Origin of the sequence: Arthrobacter sp., from assembly GCF_031988865.1 — a bacterium.
Classification (GTDB): domain Bacteria; phylum Actinomycetota; class Actinomycetes; order Actinomycetales; family Micrococcaceae; genus Arthrobacter_B.
In genome coordinates this window covers 1-19,371 of the sequence record NZ_DALZXY010000071.1, presented here as the reverse complement: position 1 = coordinate 19,371, position 19,371 = coordinate 1, and the positions used below count along the sequence as shown (strand labels likewise).

Annotated in this window: 20 protein-coding genes; 16 read left to right on the top strand and 4 right to left on the bottom strand. The window is 67.0% G+C overall.

Annotated features, from left to right (window positions below):
• The first annotated feature begins 498 nt into the window (after window positions 1-498).
• Window positions 499-810, top strand: coding sequence for a hypothetical protein (locus tag RTN46_RS12610; protein ID WP_312181841.1), 312 nt, complete (start codon window positions 499-501; stop codon window positions 808-810).
• 124 nt (window positions 811-934) lie between these two features.
• Here the strand turns inward: RTN46_RS12610 and RTN46_RS12605 are convergent, their stop codons facing one another.
• Window positions 935-2,008 (bottom strand): diacylglycerol kinase family protein, encoded by a 1,074-nt coding sequence (locus RTN46_RS12605; RefSeq protein WP_312181840.1) that lies wholly within the window; start codon window positions 2,006-2,008, stop codon window positions 935-937.
• Between the two features lie 67 nt (window positions 2,009-2,075).
• Between RTN46_RS12605 and serS the strand changes: the two genes are divergently transcribed.
• Both serS and RTN46_RS12595 read left to right on the top strand, forming a co-directional pair.
• Entirely contained in the window at window positions 2,076-3,344 is a 1,269-nt protein-coding gene (gene serS, locus RTN46_RS12600; RefSeq protein WP_312181839.1) for a serine--tRNA ligase, read from the top strand.
• A gap of 121 nt (window positions 3,345-3,465) precedes the next feature.
• Window positions 3,466-4,311, top strand: a complete 846-nt coding sequence (locus RTN46_RS12595) for an HAD family hydrolase (protein WP_312181837.1) — start codon at window positions 3,466-3,468, stop codon at window positions 4,309-4,311.
• A 64-nt stretch (window positions 4,312-4,375) separates the two neighbouring features.
• Here the strand turns inward: RTN46_RS12595 and RTN46_RS12590 are convergent, their stop codons facing one another.
• From RTN46_RS12590 to RTN46_RS12580, 3 genes are all read right to left on the bottom strand, one after another.
• Entirely contained in the window at window positions 4,376-5,095 is a 720-nt protein-coding gene (locus tag RTN46_RS12590; RefSeq protein ID WP_312181835.1) for a VIT family protein, read from the bottom strand.
• A 40-nt stretch (window positions 5,096-5,135) separates the two neighbouring features.
• The gene (locus RTN46_RS12585) at window positions 5,136-5,771 is read right to left on the bottom strand and encodes a hypothetical protein (protein ID WP_312181833.1); all 636 of its coding nucleotides are present in this window, start codon (window positions 5,769-5,771) and stop codon (window positions 5,136-5,138) included.
• A gap of 161 nt (window positions 5,772-5,932) precedes the next feature.
• Window positions 5,933-6,478, bottom strand: a complete 546-nt coding sequence (locus tag RTN46_RS12580) for an inorganic diphosphatase (RefSeq protein ID WP_312181831.1) — start codon at window positions 6,476-6,478, stop codon at window positions 5,933-5,935.
• 281 nt (window positions 6,479-6,759) lie between these two features.
• Here RTN46_RS12580 and dacB point away from each other — a divergent pair, with 281 nt between their 5' ends.
• The 13 genes from dacB to RTN46_RS12515 all read left to right on the top strand — a co-directional run.
• Window positions 6,760-8,178, top strand: coding sequence for a D-alanyl-D-alanine carboxypeptidase/D-alanyl-D-alanine-endopeptidase (dacB, locus tag RTN46_RS12575; RefSeq protein WP_312181842.1), 1,419 nt, complete (start codon window positions 6,760-6,762; stop codon window positions 8,176-8,178).
• Between the two features lie 62 nt (window positions 8,179-8,240).
• The gene (locus RTN46_RS12570; RefSeq protein ID WP_312181829.1) at window positions 8,241-9,386 is read left to right on the top strand and encodes a zinc-dependent metalloprotease; all 1,146 of its coding nucleotides are present in this window, start codon (window positions 8,241-8,243) and stop codon (window positions 9,384-9,386) included.
• A 46-nt stretch (window positions 9,387-9,432) separates the two neighbouring features.
• Window positions 9,433-10,533 (top strand): tRNA lysidine(34) synthetase TilS, encoded by a 1,101-nt coding sequence (tilS, locus tag RTN46_RS12565; protein ID WP_312181828.1) that lies wholly within the window; start codon window positions 9,433-9,435, stop codon window positions 10,531-10,533.
• Between the two features lie 35 nt (window positions 10,534-10,568).
• Window positions 10,569-11,120 carry a hypoxanthine phosphoribosyltransferase gene (gene hpt, locus RTN46_RS12560; RefSeq protein WP_312181826.1) on the top strand — a complete coding sequence of 184 codons (552 nt, stop codon included), beginning with the start codon at window positions 10,569-10,571 and terminating at the stop codon, window positions 11,118-11,120.
• Between the two features lie 259 nt (window positions 11,121-11,379).
• On the top strand, window positions 11,380-13,449 hold the full coding sequence (ftsH, locus tag RTN46_RS12555) for an ATP-dependent zinc metalloprotease FtsH (RefSeq protein WP_312181824.1): 2,070 nt from the start codon (window positions 11,380-11,382) through the stop codon (window positions 13,447-13,449).
• A 74-nt stretch (window positions 13,450-13,523) separates the two neighbouring features.
• A complete protein-coding gene (gene folE, locus RTN46_RS12550) occupies window positions 13,524-14,141 on the top strand; it encodes a GTP cyclohydrolase I FolE (RefSeq protein ID WP_312181823.1) in 618 nt (205 codons plus the stop codon).
• A gap of 10 nt (window positions 14,142-14,151) precedes the next feature.
• Window positions 14,152-15,057 carry a dihydropteroate synthase gene (gene folP / locus RTN46_RS12545; RefSeq protein ID WP_312181822.1) on the top strand — a complete coding sequence of 302 codons (906 nt, stop codon included), beginning with the start codon at window positions 14,152-14,154 and terminating at the stop codon, window positions 15,055-15,057.
• 2 nt (window positions 15,058-15,059) lie between these two features.
• Window positions 15,060-15,452 carry a dihydroneopterin aldolase gene (gene folB / locus RTN46_RS12540; protein WP_312181821.1) on the top strand — a complete coding sequence of 131 codons (393 nt, stop codon included), beginning with the start codon at window positions 15,060-15,062 and terminating at the stop codon, window positions 15,450-15,452.
• Window positions 15,449-15,946, top strand: coding sequence for a 2-amino-4-hydroxy-6-hydroxymethyldihydropteridine diphosphokinase (gene folK / locus RTN46_RS12535; protein ID WP_312181820.1), 498 nt, complete (start codon window positions 15,449-15,451; stop codon window positions 15,944-15,946). The genes folB and folK overlap by 4 nt, the downstream gene beginning before the upstream one ends.
• A 7-nt stretch (window positions 15,947-15,953) precedes the next feature.
• Window positions 15,954-16,445, top strand: coding sequence for a DUF3180 domain-containing protein (locus RTN46_RS12530; RefSeq protein ID WP_312181819.1), 492 nt, complete (start codon window positions 15,954-15,956; stop codon window positions 16,443-16,445).
• Window positions 16,438-16,950, top strand: a complete 513-nt coding sequence (locus RTN46_RS12525) for a PH domain-containing protein (RefSeq protein ID WP_312181818.1) — start codon at window positions 16,438-16,440, stop codon at window positions 16,948-16,950. Before RTN46_RS12530 ends, RTN46_RS12525 begins: the two co-directional genes overlap by 8 nt.
• Entirely contained in the window at window positions 16,947-18,533 is a 1,587-nt protein-coding gene (locus RTN46_RS12520) for a PH domain-containing protein (RefSeq protein ID WP_312181817.1), read from the top strand. The genes RTN46_RS12525 and RTN46_RS12520 overlap by 4 nt, the downstream gene beginning before the upstream one ends.
• Window positions 18,530-19,371 (top strand): DUF2520 domain-containing protein (locus tag RTN46_RS12515; protein ID WP_312181816.1); only part of this gene is annotated, 842 nt, incomplete at its 3' end. The genes RTN46_RS12520 and RTN46_RS12515, both read left to right, overlap by 4 nt.

Here is a 19,371-nt window from a genome sequence, read left to right as displayed (position 1 = left end):
CTGCGGCGTATCCGGGCTTCAGCCGGGTGGCGTGACGGGTGGTGGTGTGACGAGTGATGCGGGTGGTGGGTGGAAAGCCTCCGCTTTGGGTGAAATCGTCCCTTTTGGGACTTCCCTGCCACCGCGCGGCGGAGGGAAATCCCATAACGGGTGGTATTTCCCAAAGCGGAGGGAAACCTGCCACAAAACGGCCGGAGAGTCCCAAAGCGGAGGGAGTCGTGCCCAAAACGGCCAAAGCGGAGGGAACTCTGCCCCAAGACGAAGGCAAGCGGCGGGATGGGGTTGGGGCAGGTGGGTTGCCCCAAGCTGACGGACGTGACTCACGAACTTGCCGGGACACCTTTTTGATGGGAGCACCAGGCTTCCCTGGCCGGAGTGAAGCGCCGGCCCGGAGTTGCGAGCAGCGACAGGCGCATTTGCACGGCACCTTATGGTAAGTATGCTTATAGACCCGATGCCGAAAGGTGAGCGGGGAAGCGAGCCAACGAAAGGCGGACCATGAGCGAGAACCCGAACGAAGAAGAGCAGCTCAAGAACCCTAAGCCCAGCGGCCAGTCCACGGGTGATGACAACTGGCGCGGAGACGCGGCGGATCAGGGCAACGACATCCGCTTCGCCGAAGAACAGGAACTCATCCGCGAACAGGCATCCCCTGAATCCGTGCACCGAGACGATGGTGAGTACACCGACGCGGATGGCTCCAAAGAGCCTCCTGCCGGCCGGGATCACAAGGGCAACGGTAGGCACGGCAAGGACGGAACCGATGAAACCGAGGGTGGTTACACGGATTCCGAGGGGACCCAGGACTAAGGGTCTCCGGCCCGCACCTCGGGCTGGGGTGGCAAGTCCGGCTGGTCCGGCCCGCAGCTAGGGCTGGGGGTGAGTTCGGCTGCCCGGCCCAGCCCCCGGCCCGGCCCCCTGGGCCGTGTCACGACTAGGCGGCGGGCCCGGTTGCCAGCCCGGTGTTTGCCGTGCGCACCCGCAGCGACTGCGGGTCCACCGTCACGGTGACGCTGGTTGCCGCTCCGCTAAGGTCGCCGTCGAGCTGCGTGATGGTTGGTTCCTCCGTGCTCACTGTGACGGTGCGGGCCCGTGAGTATTCGATCAGGGGAAGGTCCCGCCGGTTGCGGGTGACCACCTTGCCAGCCACCGCCGCCCAGCCGAAGACGGTGCGCGGACTCAGCACCACAATGTCCAGCATGCCGTCGTCGACCGCAGCCGAAGGGATGAAATCGATCCCTGCGGGCAGTCTGCCGGTGTTCGCGATCAACACGCTGCTGACCTTCCGAACATCCGCAGCCCCACCATCGGCCTGGATCCGCATCCGGCGCCGTGGTCCGGGCAGCAGCCTGACCCCGGCTTCGCTGTAGGCCAGCCAGCCAACACGTTTCTTCAGCCCGTCCCGGGTCGCAGCAATGACCTCAGCGTCCAGCCCGATTCCGCCCATGACCAGGAAATTGCTCGTGGAGTGGTCCCCGGTCCGGGCGTTCTCCAACACGATCCAGCACATGTCGATCCGCCGTTCGGCGCCGTGCAGAGCAGTCTGGATGCTGCCGGGGAGATCATTCACCGGGAGTTCAAGGTTGCGGGCAAGCAGGTTGCCGGTGCCCAACGGGAGCATGCCCATAGCTGCCGGCTGGTTGGCGAGTGCCCGGGCGACCTCCCGGATGGTCCCGTCGCCTCCCGCCGCCAGAACGACGTCGGCTCCCGCACTTAGGGCTTCCTGGGCCTGGCGGAAGCCGGGCTCAGCCACGGTGGTCTCCAAGATGAGCGGCGGCTCCCAGCCGGCCAGCTCGCAGGCCTCCGCCAGGACCTTGCAGGCAATGTCAGCCTGCGCCTTCACCGGATTGATGACCATCGCAACCCGCTGGCTGGCCGACGCCACCGGGCGCGTGAGGCGAGCTGCGGCCAGTTGCCTGCGGTGCCTGCGGGAAGCTACCTGCCAGGTGGCCAGGGAAGCGATCACTGCGGTGGCCAGGAGCAGGATCACGGCTATTTCGGCAGGCATAGTGGTTTCCAGAATAGCCGCAGCAGGGCGTGCAATCTCCGGATTTGGTTTTCGGTACCCTTGAGACGTGATCGATGTTAATGAGCTGCGAGAAAACCCCGAAAAATTCCGAGCTTCCCAGCGCGCCCGGCTGGCCGAGCCCGAGCTGGTGGACGCGATCATTTCGGTTGATGCCCGCCGGCGCGAGTCCCGCACCCGGTACGAGGCGCTGCGTGCTGAACAGAACGCTTTCGGCAAGCGGGTAGCCCAGGCCAAGGGCGAAGAGAAGCAGGCGCTCCTTGCCGAGGTGAAGGAGCTCGCCGGCGCTGTCAAAGCCGCCGGAAGCGAGGCCGACGCCGTGCAGGCAGAGCAGGAAACGCTGGTCCGTCGCTTCGCCAACGTTGTTGAAGACGGCGTTCCCGCCGGCGGTGAGGATGACTTCACCGTGCTTAAGACCGTGGGCAAGCCCCGCGATTTCGAGGCCGAAGGCTTCACTCCGCGCGATCACCTGGAGCTGGGCGAAATGCTCGGCGCGATCGACATGGAACGTGGCGCGAAGGTTTCGGGTTCGCGCTTCTACTTCCTGCGCGGCGTCGGCGCCCGCCTGGAGCTTGGCCTGCTGCAGATGGCCATGGACCAGGCCATCAAGGCCGGATTCGTCCCCATGATCACCCCCACCCTGGTTCGCCCGGAAACCATGCAGGGCACCGGCTTCGACGTTGCGCACGACGCCGAGATCTACCGCCTGGCCGAAGACGACCTCTACCTGGTGGGCACCTCCGAGGTCCCGCTGGCCGGTTATCACTCCGACGAGATCATCGACCTCGACGGCGGCCCGGTCCGTTACGCCGGCTGGTCCTCCTGCTACCGCCGCGAAGCCGGCTCCCACGGCAAGGACACCCGTGGAATCATCCGCGTGCACCAGTTCAACAAGGTGGAAATGTTCACCTACACCCGGGTGGAGGACGCCGCCGCGGAGCACCAGCGCCTGCTGGCCTGGGAAGAGGAAATGCTCGCCAAGGTGGAGCTGCCCTACCGTGTAATTGAGACCGCCGCCGGAGACCTTGGTATGTCCGCCGCACGCAAGTACGACTGCGAGGCCTGGGTTCCCACGCAGGGCGCCTACCGCGAACTGACCTCCACCTCGAACTGCACCACCTTCCAGGCCCGCCGCCTGAACATCCGCGAACGCCAGGACGGCAAGACCCGCGCGGTGGCCACGCTGAACGGCACGCTGGCCACCACCCGCTGGATCGTCGCGATCCTGGAGCACCACCAGAACCCGGACGGCTCGGTCAACGTGCCCAAGGCCCTGCAGCCCTACATGGGTGGTCTGGAAGTCCTGCCGGTCCTCTAAGTTCGTTCCCTGCCGGGCGCGTAATCTGCACCCGGCAGGGCACCCAACGGTTCACCCATGGTTCACCCGGAGTGTGAACCGCGTCCTACCGCTATTCACCGCTGTCTGTTTATATAAACCGATGACAACTCTTACTTCAGCCGGCATCGAAGACCGGCTCAATTCAAATACCAAGCACCTCGTCGCCCTGGATGTTGACGGAACCCTCGTGGACCATGACGGGCACATGTCCCCGAGCGTGCGCTCCGCGGCCATGGACGCGATCGCCGCGGGCCATCACCTGGTCATTTCCACCGGCCGCTCCTTTGGGGCGGCGCTGCCGATCCTCAAGAACATCGGCCTGACCGAAGGATTTGCCGTCTGCTCCAATGGCGGCGTCACCCTCCGCGTGGACTCCTCGCTTCCGAATGGCTACGAAATCGTGGACCGCGTGGTCTTCGATCCGCGCCCGGCCCTGGACGCCCTGCGCGTCCAGCTGCCCTCCGCGAAGTTCGCCCTGGAAGACCATGAGGGCCGCTTCCTCTCCACGGAACGCTTCCAGGACGCCAGCTTCGGCGCAGAGGCGCAGGCCGTGGACTTCGAGTACCTGCGCGAGAGCAAGGCAGTCCGCGTGGTGGTGTTCAGCACCGACAGCACCGCCGAGGAATTCGGCGAGGCAGTTGAATCCATCGGCCTGCACGGAGTCACCTACTCCGTGGGCTGGACGGCCTGGCTCGACATTGCCGCAGCCGGAGTCACCAAGGCTTCGGCCCTGGAGCAGGTCCGCCGCCGCCTGAACATTGACCCCCAGCACACGGTGGCCATGGGTGACGGGCGCAACGACATAGAGATGCTTGGTTGGGCAGCCCGCGGCGTAGCCATGGGCCAGTCACCGCAGGAAGTCATCGACGCGGCCTCGGAAGTGACCGGCTCAGTTTACGAAGACGGGGCTGCAACGGTACTGCGAAGCCTCGTAGCCGCCCGCTGACTGTCATCAGCCGGCCCCTCCGGGTGGGGTGGCGGACGGCCTGTTCCTCGGGGGACGCCCGGACCTAGGCTATGCCGGTGGTTCCCAGCAGGCTGCCGACCAGGTAGGTGAAGGCCATTGCCAGGGCGCCGCCGATAACGAGGCGGGTCATGGCGCGGCGCCGAGAGCTGCCGCCTATCTGTGCACTGATCGCTCCGGTAATCGCTAAGGCAACGAGGACGGCAGCGAATGTGAGCGGGATGCGAACAGCGCTCGGCAGGAGCACGATGGCCAGCAGCGGCAGGACCGCTCCGGCCGCAAATGCTGCAGCCGAGGCGAAGGCCGCGTTCCACGGGCTCACGATTTCAAGCTCATCGATATTCAGCTCCGCTGAAAGATGCGCCGCAAGGGGGTCGTGCTCCGTCAGCTCGGTGGCGACTTGGCGGGCGGTGGACGGAGTGAGGCCTTTTTGCTCGTAGAGGCCCGCCAGTTCGATCAGTTCCCCGTCAGGGTCCTCCCGCAGCTCCTGGCGTTCCTTTTCAATGAGCGCCTGCTGGCTGTCTCGCTGGCTGCTGACCGACACATATTCGCCGAGCGCCATCGACACCGAACCACCCACCACCGCGGCCGTTCCGGCAACCAGGATGGGGGCGGCAAAGTTCGTCACGCCAGCAACGCCAATCACCGTGGCAGCAGTCGAAACAATCCCATCGTTGGCCCCGAGAACACCGGCACGAAGCCAGTTCAGCCGTGCCGCGAAGCCGCGGTCATGTGGTTCATTTGGCTGAAGCGAGAATTTTTCCATGACTGCAGTAAAGCACTGGCCGTTAGAACCCTAAAGATCCTTACCGGCCGTAGGACAAGGCCGCCGGTGGCAGTGCTGCCGGTCCCGCTGCCAGCTCCAGCAGGCGGGCGGCGGCGGGCCGGGTGGCCCACTCCTCCGCCCAGTAGGACCGCACCACGGCCTTGCTGACGGCCTGCGTGGTGATGCCAAGCGCCTCTGCCACATACTTCTGCTGGCCGCGCGCTCCCGGTGTCATGAGGTCCAGGACCTTCCACTCCGCGGCCGTCCGGCCCGCCACGATCTGACCAAGCAGCCGCAGGACGGCCTCGGCCTCCGCGGCCACCTGCGCATCGGGTCCCTCCACGGCCAGGGGGATGCGGTCACCCGTGCGCTGCGTGCGTTCCACCGCCCGGCGGGCGTAGACCAGCCCAAACCCCTCGGCAGCCAGTACATCGGAGGGCAGGGGGCGGTGTACTTCGCCGACTCCCAAACCAACATTCCAACGGCGTGCGCGGACGGCGGTCAGCGCGGCGTCGACGGCGGCCGCCGGATCGGCCAGGATTCCCTGAGCCTCGTCCCCCACTGAGCGCTGGAACGGAACGGCAGCCGGAATGTGCCGCAGGGAGCGCAGCAGTTCGGGGACCTGGTCTCCCGCTTCGCGGGTATCCCGCTGGTTGATGGTCAGCACGAAATGCATGGCATCAGCATGCCAGAGACGAACCCGGAACAACCGAAATCGGTTGACCGGGCGCGGCGGCCCGGCACCGAGAGTGCAGAAAGCGGCCGTTTCAAGGCTGAAACGGCCGCTTTCTGCCCTCTCGATGAGAGAGGGGCGGCGCGCAGGCGCGCCTGGTACGACTAGTTGTTCGTGGGGTTGGCGTCGACGTCGCGGCCCTGCGGCTCGTCGTCTTCGCTGGTATCACCCAGTGCTTCGAAGCGGGCCAGGGAGGCCTCGACCTCTGCCTCGGCGGCTTCGCGTCCTTCCCAGTCAGCGGCCTCTACCCACTTGCCCGGTTCCAGGTCCTTGTACTTGGTGAAGAAGTGCTTGATTTCGTCCAGCAGGAAGTCCGGAACATCGGAGAGATCCTTGATGTGGTCGAAGCGCACGTCGGCGGGCACGCAGAGGACCTTGGCGTCGCCGCCGCCGTCGTCAACCATGTTGAAGACGCCGATCGGCCGGGATTCCACCAGCACGCCCGGGATCAGGTCGAAGTCCTGCAGCATCACCATGGCGTCCAGCGGATCGCCGTCTTCGCCGAGGGTGTTTTCGAAGTAGCCGTAGTGGGTCGGGTACTGCATGGAGGTGAACAGCACCCGGTCCAGGCGCAGACGGTGCGTCTCATGGTCAATTTCGTACTTGACGCGGGATCCCTTGGGGATCTCGATCGTTACGTCGAGTTTCATAACGGCTCCTTGGGGTGCGGCCCGAAACCGGGCCACGCAAACGGACAGACGGTTCATGCACAACTCGTGCACTGATGGACAATTGGGCGCAGCCGGAATTCCCTGTCCATTTGGGAATGTCCGTTTGGCTCACCGCGCCGGTCTAGTGTTAAAGATATATGTCCTGAGGCGTTGCCGGGTTCTCCCCGGTCCCTGCCGCCTCGCAGACCGCCGCCGCTGGGGTGGAAACCTGAGGCATCAGGGAAGTAAATCGAGACGGAAATTGGTGGCCCTTGGCAAGGATGTTCTCCGGTATTGCCCTGGCGCTGGTCTTCGCCGTCCTACTCGTCCCGCTGGCCGTCTACGCGGGTCCGCCCGTTGTTCGCGCCCTCAGCGGGGCCGGCGTTGAACGCCAGGCCGCGGTGCCCTCCTACCAGCGCCCGCCGGCGGAACTGACCAAGACACCCGTCGTGGACACCCTCGATCCAGCGGCGCCGATGCCGGACACCGCAGTTCTCGGCGCGCTGCTCGACGCCGAGCTGGCCCTGCCGGGCGGCGGTACCCTCTCCGCCGTCGTCTCCGATGCGCGCACCGGAGCCGTGCTGTATGAGCGGAATCCGGCAACCGCCGGGATGCCGGCCTCCACCCTGAAGATCCTCACGGCAGCGGCCATTGCCTCCACCCTGGAGCCGGACTCCCGGTTTGAAACCACGGTGCACGCCGGCCCGGCAACGGGCGGTGAGACGGTGCTGGTGCTGCGCGGTGGCGGCGATGTGCTGCTTGCCTCCGGTGCGTCCGACGACGACGCCGTGGTTGGCCGGGCGGGCCTGGCGACACTCGCCCAGGAAACGGTCAAGGCACTGGGAAGCTCGGCGGGGACGGTGCGGGTCCAGCTCGATGACACCCTCTTCACCGGGCCGTCGCTCTCCGATGCCTGGAACGTTGCGGACGTCGAGGCCGGGGAAATCGCCCCGGTTTATCCGCTGGCCATTAATTCAGCGTGGTCCGACGAGTCCCGCCAGTCCGGTGGACGCGAGGACGACGCCGCACTCACGGCCGCCGAAGCGTTCCGGTCCGCGCTCGCCGAGGCGGGAGCGGGCACCGGAATCAGCGTGGCCGACGAAGTTGAACGCGGCACCGTCCCCGCCGGCTCCCGCCAGCTGGCAGCCGTCCAGTCTGCCACTGCGGCCGAACAGGTGGAGCAGATGCTGCTTATCTCGGATAACTACTTAGCCGAGGCGATGGCTCGTTCCGCAGCCCTGGCGTCCGGGCGGGACGCTTCGTTCGCCGGCGCCGTGGATACCGTTCAGGCGCAGGCCGCATTGCTTGGAATCGACACGACGGGCATGGCGCTGGCGGACGTTTGCGGGCTTGCTGCGGAGAACGAGGTGACCGCGAAGCAGCTGACGGACGCCGTTCGGCTGGTGCTTACTTCCGGGGATGAGGGCCTGCGCACTGTCGCCCGCGGGTTGCCTGTGGCGGGCCTGAGCGGAACACTGCAGGGCCGGTACGACGACGAGGAGGCCGCGGCGGCCGGGCTGGTCCGTGCCAAGACCGGAACACTTTTCGCCGTCACCGCGCTGAGCGGCTACGTCACGGACGCCGACGGGCGGCTCCTGGCCTTCACTCTCGTGGCGCGCGGACTGGACGGCAACACCGCCCAGGCGCGCAACGCCGTCGACTCCGCTGCCGCCGTCCTGGCCGGCTGCGGCTGCCGCTGACAGCACGCCCGGATTGGTGCGGACGGGAGCGCATTGGGCCGCGCCTGTGATCGAATGGAGCAATGGAGAGCAACCAGCAGCAACTGAGCACTGAAACTGCCGCCCGCTTGGTGAACTGGGACTTCGCCGCCGCGACGGCAGCCACCCTCGTGGCCCCCGGACCCAAGATGACCCGCCGCGAAATCCAGGCCGCGGTCGAAGACCTGCGCCGCCTGGCCGATGAAGCCGTCACCCACGTCCACCGGATCACCGGGCTGGACGCCGCGGAGAACCTGCGGGATTCCCAGGTCCTGATCGTTGACCGGGCCTCCTGGGCCAAGGCGAACTCCCAGAGCTTCGCCGCGCTGATGACCCCGATGCTGGAGCACCTGGCAAAAACCCGGCCCGAAGCCGTGAACTCCACGAACACGGCGGTGGCCGGTACCCTCACCGGTGCGGAGCTTGGCGCCGTCCTGGCCTTCCTGGCCAGCAAGGTCCTGGGCCAGTATGACCCCTTTGCGGCACTGGCCTCGGATAACCCTGCCAAGCGCGCAGGCCGCCTGCTGCTTGTGGCCCCGAACATCATCAGCACCGAGCAGGAACTGAACGTGGACCCCTCGGACTTCCGGCTGTGGGTCTGCCTGCACGAACAGACCCACCGGGTGCAGTTTGCCGCCGCACCCTGGCTCCGCGACCACATGCTGGAGCAGATCGGCGCCCTCAGCAACGGCCTGATGGACAAGGCCCAGGGCCTTCCCGAGCGGATCAACCAGCTGGCTAAGCAGCTTTCCGCCGCCGCGGGAACAGGAAAGCAGGAACCCGCCGCCAACGGAGTTCCCGCCCGCCAGACGGACGTCCTGACACTGCTGCAGGACCCGGAGGACAAGGCCCGGCTGTCCCACATCACCGCCGTGATGAGCCTGCTTGAAGGCCATGCCAACGTGGTGATGGACGCCGTGGACGCCAGCATCATTCCCAGTGTCAAAACCATCCGCCGCCGCTTCAGTGACCGCGGCGCCAACCGCGGCTGGCTGGACAAGTTCTTCCGCCGGGTCATGGGCCTGGACGCGAAGATGCGCCAGTACGCGGACGGGTCGAAGTTCGTCCGCGCCGTGGTGGACAAATCCGGCATGGCAGGCTTCAACCGTGTGTGGGAACGCGCCGAGAACCTGCCCAGCGAGGCAGAGATCCACAACCCGGACCTCTGGATCCAGCGAATGGGGCTGTAAGACGCAAGTGACCGACCTTCCCGTTTCAACCTCCAGGAACTCCGCCTTGCCTTCCTCCGCGCCCGCTCAACGCCCCCGCCAACGCCTGAACCCCACCCTCGGAAAGGCCCGCGGCCTGCTCCGCGATAGCCTGCGCGACGCCGGGATCCTGCCCGGACAGCAGACCCCTCCGGTGCTGCTGGTCGCCTGCAGCGGCGGCCCCGACTCGCTCGCACTCGCAGAGACCGCGAGCTTCTTTAACCGCCGCGGCGACTACCGGGTAGGTGCCGCCGTCGTCGACCACGGGCTGCAGGCCGGTTCAGCCGGCGTCGCCGAAGCAGCCGCCGCGAAGCTGCGCGCCATGGGCCTGGATCCGGTGACGGTGCACCGTGTGCAGGTCCCGGAAACCGGAATGGGACCCGAAGCCGCCGCCCGGACGGTGCGGTACGAGGCGCTGGACGCGGCCGCCGAGGCAGCCGGGGCGGAGGCCGTCCTGCTGGGCCACACCCTGGACGACCAGGCCGAGCAGGTGCTGCTGGGCCTGGCCCGCGGGTCCGGAACCCGGTCCCTGGCCGGGATGCCTGAACGCCGCGGCCGCTATCTTCGGCCATTCCTGGGGCTGCGGCGCGATGAGGTCGAGGAGATCTGCGCCGCCCAGGAGCTCGATCCCTGGCACGATCCGACCAACGCGGACCCGGCCTTCGCGCGGTCCCGCGTCCGGATGCAGGTGCTTCCTTTCCTCGAAAACGAACTCGGCCCCGGAATAGCCGAGGCGCTCTACCGGAGTTCGCGGATCCTGGCGCAGGACGCCGACTACCTCGATGCGCAAGCAGCCGAAACTTTCGCCCGGCTGCGGCACGAACCCGCCGGGGCAGCCGCTGGCGCCGGTGCCGCGGATGAGATCCTGCTCTCGGAAGAATCCCTGCGCGCCCTGCCGCCTGCCCTGCGGCAGCGGGTCCTTGCCCTGGCCGCCGTCGAGCTCGGAGGCGCCCAGCCCAGCTGGGAACGGGTCCGCTCAGTGGAAGCCCTGCTGCGCCGCGAGGGGTCGGCGGGGCCGGTCCAGCTGGTGGGCAAAGTCAGTGCCTACCGTCAGGTGCGGGGCAAACCGGTTCCCCAAGGCGCCTCAAGCTATGGCAATCTTGTTTTTAGGAAAAAGAGCAGCGCCTAACTTCAGCTGCAACATCTCGTACCCGGGAGCCATTCGTGGATTCACACGACGTCCAGTCAGACCTCAAACACGTTCTCTACACCAGGGAGCAGATTGCCGAGCGGATCAAGGAACTGGCAGCGGAGATTGACCGCGACTACGCCGGCCGCGACGTCCTGCTGGTCGGTGTCCTGAAGGGCGCCGTTATGGTCATGGCGGACCTGTCCCGTGCACTGCACAGCCACGTTTCCATGGACTGGATGGCGGTGTCCTCCTACGGCTCCGGAACCCAGTCCTCCGGCGTCGTCCGGATCCTGAAGGACCTGGAAACCGACCTGCTGGGCAAGCACGTGCTGATCGTCGAAGACATCATCGACTCCGGCCTGACGTTGTCCTGGCTGCGGACCAACCTGCAGTCGCGTGGACCTGCCAGCGTGGAAATCTGCGCCCTGCTGCGCAAGCCGGATGCCGCCAAGGTGGAAATCGACGTCAAGTACGTCGGCTATGAAATCCCGAACGAGTTTGTGGTCGGCTTCGGCCTGGACTTCGCCGAGCGGTACCGCAACCTGGACTTCATCGGCACCCTGGCGCCGCACGTCTACGAATAACCCGGGCTTTAACGCCCCGCCCGCTGACCCCGGGCCGCTGCGGCCAGCCAATGAGCTGGCCCAGAACCGGGGCAGCGGGTTTTTCGTTGCCGCATGAGGCTAATCACGCCCGCGGGATACGCCCTGAGGGAACTAAAGTACCCTGCGGACCGTGTATTTCTGGGGGACGGTGTATAGCTAGAGACTGCTAGCCAACGAATTCCCGCGCACTATCAAGCGTTGTTGATCAGGAGGGACGGGGCATCTGCCCTGACGACGAATGAAATCCAAGAACTTCTTCAAGGGACCGATCATTTGGATCGTGCTGGCACTGGCCGCACTGCTGATCATCCTTCCCAACCTTTCCTCCTCCGGCACGGCCCAGGTGGACACCAACGTCGGCCTGCAGCTGCTGCAGGACAACAAGGTGGAGCAGGCGAAGATCTATGACGGCGAACAGCGGGTCGATCTCACGCTCCGCGAGCCGTATGAGGACAAGGGCGAAAACGTCCAGTTCTACTTCGGAACGGCGCGCGGCGAGGACATCGTCGACGCGGTGAACAATTCCGACGTCGACGGCTTTACCGACCAGCCCGTCCAGACCAACTGGTTCACCAGCTTCCTGGGCCTCTTCCTGCCCATCATCATCCTGGGTGTGATCTTCTGGTTCCTGCTCTCCCGCATGCAGGGCGGCGGTTCCAAGGTCATGCAGTTCGGCAAGTCCAAGGCCAAGCTGACCAACAAGGACATGCCCCAGGTGACCTTCGCCGACGTCGCCGGCGCTGACGAGGCAGTCGAAGAGCTGCACGAAATTAAGGAATTCCTGCAGGAACCGGCCAAGTTCCAGGCCGTGGGAGCCAAGATTCCCAAGGGCGTGCTGCTCTACGGCCCTCCCGGCACCGGTAAGACCCTGCTGGCACGCGCCGTTGCGGGCGAGGCCGGGGTGCCGTTCTACTCCATCTCCGGCTCGGACTTCGTGGAAATGTTCGTTGGTGTGGGCGCCTCCCGTGTCCGTGACCTGTTCGAACAGGCTAAGAACAACTCTCCGGCCATCATCTTCGTCGACGAGATCGACGCCGTCGGCCGCCATCGCGGTGCTGGCGTGGGCGGCGGCAACGATGAGCGTGAGCAGACCCTGAACCAGCTCCTTGTGGAGATGGACGGCTTCGACGCCACCACCAACGTCATCCTCATTGCGGCGACTAACCGGCCGGACGTCCTGGACCCCGCGCTGCTGCGTCCCGGCCGCTTCGACCGGCAGATCGGTGTGGAGGCTCCGGATATGAAGGGCCGCCTGCAGATCCTGCAGGTCCACGCCAAGGGCAAGCCGATGGCACCCGGCGTCGACCTGGAGACCGTGGCGCGGAAGACCCCGGGCTTCACCGGTGCGGACCTGGCCAACGTTCTCAACGAGGCTGCGCTGCTGACCGCACGCTCCAATGCCCAGCTCATCGACGACCGTGCGCTCGACGAGGCCATCGACCGCGTCATCGCCGGCCCACAGAAGCGCAGCCGTGTGATGAAGGAACTCGAGCGCAAGATCACCGCGTACCACGAGGGTGGACACGCCCTGGTTGCCGCGGCCCTGCGCAACACCGACCCGGTTACCAAGGTGACCATCCTGCCGCGCGGACGCGCCCTGGGCTACACCATGGTGCTGCCGCAGGATGACAAGTACTCGGTCACCCGCAACGAACTGCTGGATCAGCTGGCCTACGCGATGGGTGGCCGCGTCGCAGAGGAAATCGTCTTCCACGATCCCTCCACCGGCGCTTCCAACGACATCGAGAAGGCCACCTCCACGGCCCGCAAGATGGTCACCCAGTACGGCATGAGCGAGCGGATCGGTTCCGTGAAGCTCGGGTCCGGCGGCGGGGAACCGTTCCTGGGACGGGACATGAGCCAGGAACGGAACTACTCCGACCAGGTCGCGTACGTGGTGGATGAGGAAGTCCGGCGCCTCCTCGATAACGCCCATGATGAGGCGTACCAGATCCTCACCGAAAACCGGGATGTCCTGGACCGGCTGGCGCTGGAACTGCTCGAACGCGAGACCCTGAACCAGGCCGAGATCGCCGAGGTCTTCCACGATGTGCGCAAGCGCGACGTCCGCGAAGTCTGGCTTTCCAAGCCCAGCCGCCCGGTGCACGAGATTCCTCCGGTGGTTTCACCGCGGGAACGGGAAGAGGCGGCCGCCGCCGGTGAACCGAACCCGGACACCGTCGCTCCGCAGGACCAGATCGCCGACGCCGACCTCCCGCAGGACTTCGACGTCTCCAATGACGGGCTCCCGGAGCCCGAAAACAGCGGCCAGGGCAGCCACCACGGCTCCCCTAACCGCAGCGAATAGCGCAGGCCGGACGGCAGCCGATCGAACTTCGGCTGCCGTCCGGGCCGCTTCGGCGTCCACGGTAGGATCATGCAGTGACCGATTTCGACGACGAACTAATTTTGGCCGAGCTGACCGACACAGCTTCTCCTGTCGACCAGCCCCGCATCGAGCGGGCGGTCCGCGAAATCCTCCTCGCGATCGGGGAGGACCCGGACCGGGAGGGCCTGCAGAAGACCCCTGCCCGCGTAGCCAAGTCCTACGCGGAGATTTTCGCCGGGCTGCACCAGAGCCCCGCCGACCTGCTGGCCACCACCTTCGACCTCGACCATGAGGAAATGGTGCTGGTCAAGGACATTCCGTTCTACTCCACCTGTGAACACCACCTGGTTCCGTTCCACGGCTCCGCACACATCGGGTACATCCCCTCGCACGAGGGCAAAGTCACCGGGCTGAGCAAGCTCGCCCGCCTGGTGGAGATCTACGCCCGGCGCCCCCAGGTCCAGGAGCGGCTCACCACCCAGATCGTCGACGCACTGATGGAGAACCTGCAGCCGGTGGGCGCGATCGTGGTCATCGAATGCGAACACCTGTGCATGTCCATGCGCGGCGTGCGGAAGCCGGGAGCCAGGACGGTCACCTCGGCTGTGCGAGGCCAGCTGCGCGAAACCGCCACTCGTGCTGAAGCAATGAGCCTGATACTCGGACGATAGGACGCTACTGATGGATTCCCTCGCTGCCACCCCTGGAACCGGTCCGGCCACCAACCCGCTTTCCGTGATCCGCCCCGGCACCAAGCCGCGCCGCTTCGAAGACCTCCCCACCGGACGCACGCTGGTGATGGGCATCCTTAACGTCACCCCGGATTCCTTCAGCGACGGCGGCCAGCATGCCACCACTGATGCAGCCATCCGCGCGGGACTGAAAATGCATTACGACGGCGCCGACATCATCGATGTGGGCGGCGAGTCCACCCGGCCCGACGCCGAGCGGATCACGCCGGAAGAGGAACAAAAGCGCATCCTCCCGGTGGTCCAGGCCCTCGTGAAAGCCGGAGTCCTGATCAGCGTGGACACGATGAACGCCTCCACCGCGGAAAAGGCAATCGAAGCCGGCGCCGGGATCATCAACGACGTCTCCGGGCTGGAGCTGGACCCGGCGATGCCCGAACTGATCGCCCGCACCAAAGTCCCTTACGTCCTGATGCACAGCCGCGGCAGCGTCCGCAGCCAGGATCCGAAGGCTGACTACGGCGACGTCGTCGAAGACGTCATCTCCGAACTCACGACCCTGCGTGACCGCTTCTACGGGGCCGGAGCCTCACCCGAGCAGATCATCCTTGACCCGGGACTGGGCTTCGCGAAAAACGCCGAACACGACTGGGCGCTGCTGCGGAACATCGACCGCCTGACAGTCCTGGGCCACCGCGTCCTCATTGGCGCCTCCCGCAAACGCTTCCTCGGCTCCCTGCTCACCACCTCCGGCAAGGCCGCGCCGCCGGAGGAACGAGACAACGCCACCCTGGCCACCTCCGTCCTCGCTGCCAGCCAGGGCGTCTGGGGCGTGCGGGTGCACGACGTCGCGGCCAACGCCGACGCCGTCAAAGTCGCGGCTGCCTGGCAGGGCTAGGCATGGCTCTGGAAGCCAGTCTGCCGGCCCAGCGGGACCGGATCAGGCTCAGCGGACTCAGCGCCACCGGCTATCACGGGGTCTTCGACCACGAGCGGCGCGAAGGCCAGCAATTCGTCGTCGACCTGGTTCTCTACACCGATCTGCGTCCGGCGGCGGCCGCCGATGACCTGACGTTGACCGCGCACTACGGCGAACTGGCCGAGCAGGTCTGCGGAATCATCGAAGGCGATCCCGTGAACCTGATCGAAACCCTCGCCGAGCGGATCGCAGCCCATGTCCTGGCCGCCTTCGCGGTGATTGAGGCAGTCGACGTTACGGTGCACAAGCCGCAGGCACCGATCACCGTTCCCTTCGGCGACGTGGAAATCCTCATCCACCGGGAGCGGGCATGAGTGTTCCTGCCGTGCGGACAGTCCTGGCCCTCGGCAGTAACCTCGGCGAGTCCCGGAGCACGCTCTCAGACGCCGTCGCCGCCCTGGCCGACCATCCCCAAATGCGCCTGGTGGATGTCTCCCCGGTGGCGCGCACCCGTCCCGTCGGCGGGCCGGATCAGCCCGACTACCTGAACCTGGTTGCCGCGTTCGACACCACGCTGGACCCGCACGCCCTGCTGGAGCACTGCCATGACGTCGAAAACCGGCACCACCGCAAACGCGAGGTGCGCTGGGGGCCGCGTACGCTCGACGTCGACATCATCACCTACGGCACTGAACACGTGAACGACGAGGTGCTCACCATTCCCCACCCCCGTGCCGCCCAGCGCGCCTTTGTGCTGCAGCCGTGGGCCTGGATGGACCCGGACGCCCTGCTGGAAGGCATCCCGGTGGCAGACTTGGCTGCCCGGGCCGCTGACCTGCCCGGGCTAGAGCGCTTCGAGGGGGAGTGAAGACCGCGTGAGGACCATCCGGTACCGCTGGCTCGCTGTTATAGCCGTGGCCTTTGGGATCGCAGGCTGGCAGGTCAATGCCTGGGCTACCCGCAACGGTTACCCTGCACCCGTCCTTAACTTCACGGCCCTCCTTACGCTGGCGTTTATTGTCGGCTTCACACTCTTCCTCGGCCTGCGGGTCCGGCGCTGGCGGGACGGCAACCGCGAGAAGGCGCTGGATCCGATCGCCGCAGCACGGACCCTGGTCCTGGCGCAGGCAACGGCCTACGCCGGTGCGCTCCTGTTCGGCTGGCACGCGGGCATTTTCCTGGACCAGCTTGGCCTCTGGCAGATGCGCCCCAACCACGCCCCGACGTGGGCCTCGCTTGCGATGTCAGTCGGCGGGATGATCATGGTTGCCACCGGCCTGGTCGTGGAACGGTTCTGCAAACTCCCGCCCGAGGATGAAAACGGCGGGGAAAATGACAAGCCTGACGTCGGGGGAGACTATGCGTAGCCGGACCATTGATTCACCGGGGCTGGACTGGCAGCGGATATCGCCGCGGTACCTCTCCCTGCGGGTGCTTTCCCTGGTGGTGGAGGCCGTGATCACCTTGGCCGTTGTTTCGGTGCCGCTGGTGCTGCGCTCCCTGGACATCTGGGGCGGCTTTCCGGCCTGGATCGCGTGGGGGCTTCCCGCCGTGTTCCTGGCCGCTTTCCTCTGGCGCGGCGTCCTGCTGCCCCGGCAGGTCCGGGCCATCGGCTACGCCGAGCGGAACGAGGACCTGCTGCTGCGCAGCGGTATCTTCTTCCAGCGCACCCTGGTGGTTCCTTATGGCCGGATGCAGTACGTCGATGTTTCCGTCGGCCCGCTGGAGCGGGCGTTCGGGTTGTGCACGCTCAAGCTCCACACCGCCGCCCCCGGAACCAACGCCACCATCCCCGGCCTGCCCGCCGCGGAGGGGGAGCGCCTGCGTGAACACCTGTCTGCGCGCGGCGAGGCTCAACTGGCGGGCCTGTGACTTCCGCCCCCGTAGCCCCGGGCACCCCGGGGCACCCGGAAACCGCGTCAGCTCCCGAACCGGAGTGGAAGCGGGTCCATCCTGTGTCCCCGCTGGTGCGCGGGTGGATCGCGCTGGCGGCAATCGCGTACTTTGTGGGACGAGACCGGGTGGAGGCGCTCTTCCGGAATGAGGGCGGTTCCTCACCGCTGCCGGCCGGAACTCCCGTGCTCTGGGCGGTGCTCGGCCTGGTTGCCGTACTGCTGGCCATCGCCGTTATTTTCTTCCTGTCCTGGTGGTTTACCCGCTACCAGGTCACGTCCGACCATGTGCGCGTGCGCTCCGGCATCATTTTCCGCCAGCACCGGCAGGCACGCCTGGACCGGGTCCAGGCGATCGACATCGTCCAGCCGCTTCTTGCCCGGCTTTTTGGCCTGGCCGAACTCCGGTTCGAGGTGGCTGACGCCGGGGAATCCGCAGTCCGCCTGGCCTTCCTTCCCATCGATGATGCCCGCTCGCTGCGCGCCACCATCCTCGACCGGGCTTCCGGCGCCGAACCGGAAGCCGGCCCCGGCACGGACGGCGCCGCGCCGGCCACGGCATCCGAGGCCCCCGAGTTCCCGATCCTGGCCCTGACTCCGGGCAGGGTGGCCGGGGCGACCCTGCTTTCCGGAAACACAATTTTCCTGCTCCTGGGCGCAGCCTTCGTGGCCGTCCTCGCCGCCGTTACCCGTCAGGGCATCTCCCTCGCCGTGTTCATCCCGGTGGCCTTGGGCGCGGCCGGCGGCTACTGGACGGCCTTTAACAGTGCCTGGAACTTCCGTGCCGCCGCGTCGCGGGACGGTATCCGGATCCGCTACGGGCTGCTGGACACCCGGACGCAGACCGTGCCGCCGGGACGCATCCAGGCCGTCGCCGTCTCCCAGCCGCTGCTGTGGCGGCTCACCGGCTGGTACCGCATCTCCGTCAACGTGGCCGGCTACGGTACCGGCGCCACCTCCGAAGGCGCGGCACGAACCCGGCTGCTTCCTGCCGGAACACTCGAGGAAGCCCTGCAGATCCTGGCGCTCGTCCTGCCCAACCCCGGCTCGGATGATCCCCGGGGGCTCTTTACCGCAGGGATGGCCGGCAGTGGAGAAGCGCATGGATTTACCGTTTCGCCGCGCCGTGCCCGCTGGGTCGCGCCCCTGCAGTGGCGCCGCAGCGGCTACGCCCTGACAGAGACCGCACTGCTGAGCCGCTCCGGCCGGCTGTGGCGCAGTCTCGCCGTCGTACCGCACGAACGGATCCAGTCCATGGCGCTGGAGCAGGGTCCGCTGGCCAGGAAACTGCGGATCGCCGACCTGCGGCTGCACTCCACGCCGGGACCTGTTGCCCCGCGGATCCGCCAACTGGACACGGGCGTCCTGCGCCAGCTCTTCGACGAGCAGTCCCTGCGTGCCCGCGATGCCCGCCGGCGGGACCGGACCGAGCGCTGGATGCACCGCGAAACGGCCACCGGGCCCGCGCCGGTCCCGGAAAATCCACCCGCCGCACCGCCTGCCGATCCCGGAACACCGCCGCCCGCGACCCCGGGCAGCCAACCGAATGAGGAGAGACCATGAACACCGCTGATCAGCGCCGGCGGGGCCGGCTTGGCATCGGCATCATCGGTGCGGGCAAAGTGGGCGCCGTCCTGGGCGCCGCGCTGCGGGCTGCCGAGCACGCCGTCGTTGGTGTCTCCGCGGTGTCCGACGCGAGCCGGGAACGCGCCGAGAACCTGCTCCCGGGCGTTCCCATCCTTGAGATCCCGGACATCATCGAGCGTTCTGAACTGGTGCTGCTCGCCGTGCCCGACGACGCCCTTCCGCCGCTGGTATCCGGCCTCGCCGCCACCGGCGCCTGGCAGGCCGGCCAACTGGTCGCCCACACCTCCGGCCGGTTCGGCACCGGCGTGCTGGAACCCGCGCGCCAGGCCGGAGCGATTCCGCTGGCACTGCACCCGGCCATGACATTCACGGGAATGAGCCTGGACCTGACCCGGCTGGCGGACTCCTCCTTCGGAGTCACCGCGCCAACCGCCGTACTGCCCATTGCGCAGGCGCTGGTTGTGGAAATGGGGGCAGAACCCATCGTCATCGACGAAGCGGACCGCGTGCCCTACCACGCCGCGCTGGCCCACGCCTCGAACCACCTGGTGACCATCGCCGCACAATCCTCGGAACTCCTCCGCAGCCTGGGCGTGGAACAGCCAGCCCGGCTGCTGGGGCCCCTGATGCGTGCCTCGCTGGAGAACGCCCTCGCGTCGGGGGAACATGCCCTGACCGGGCCCGTCGCCCGCGGAGACACCGGCACGGTCGAGGCACACGCACGCGCCCTGCGCGACGGCGCCGCCCCGGACCTCGCTGCAGCCTACAAAGCGCTGTCCGAGGCCACGGCCCGGCGGGGAGTTGCCCGCGGGCT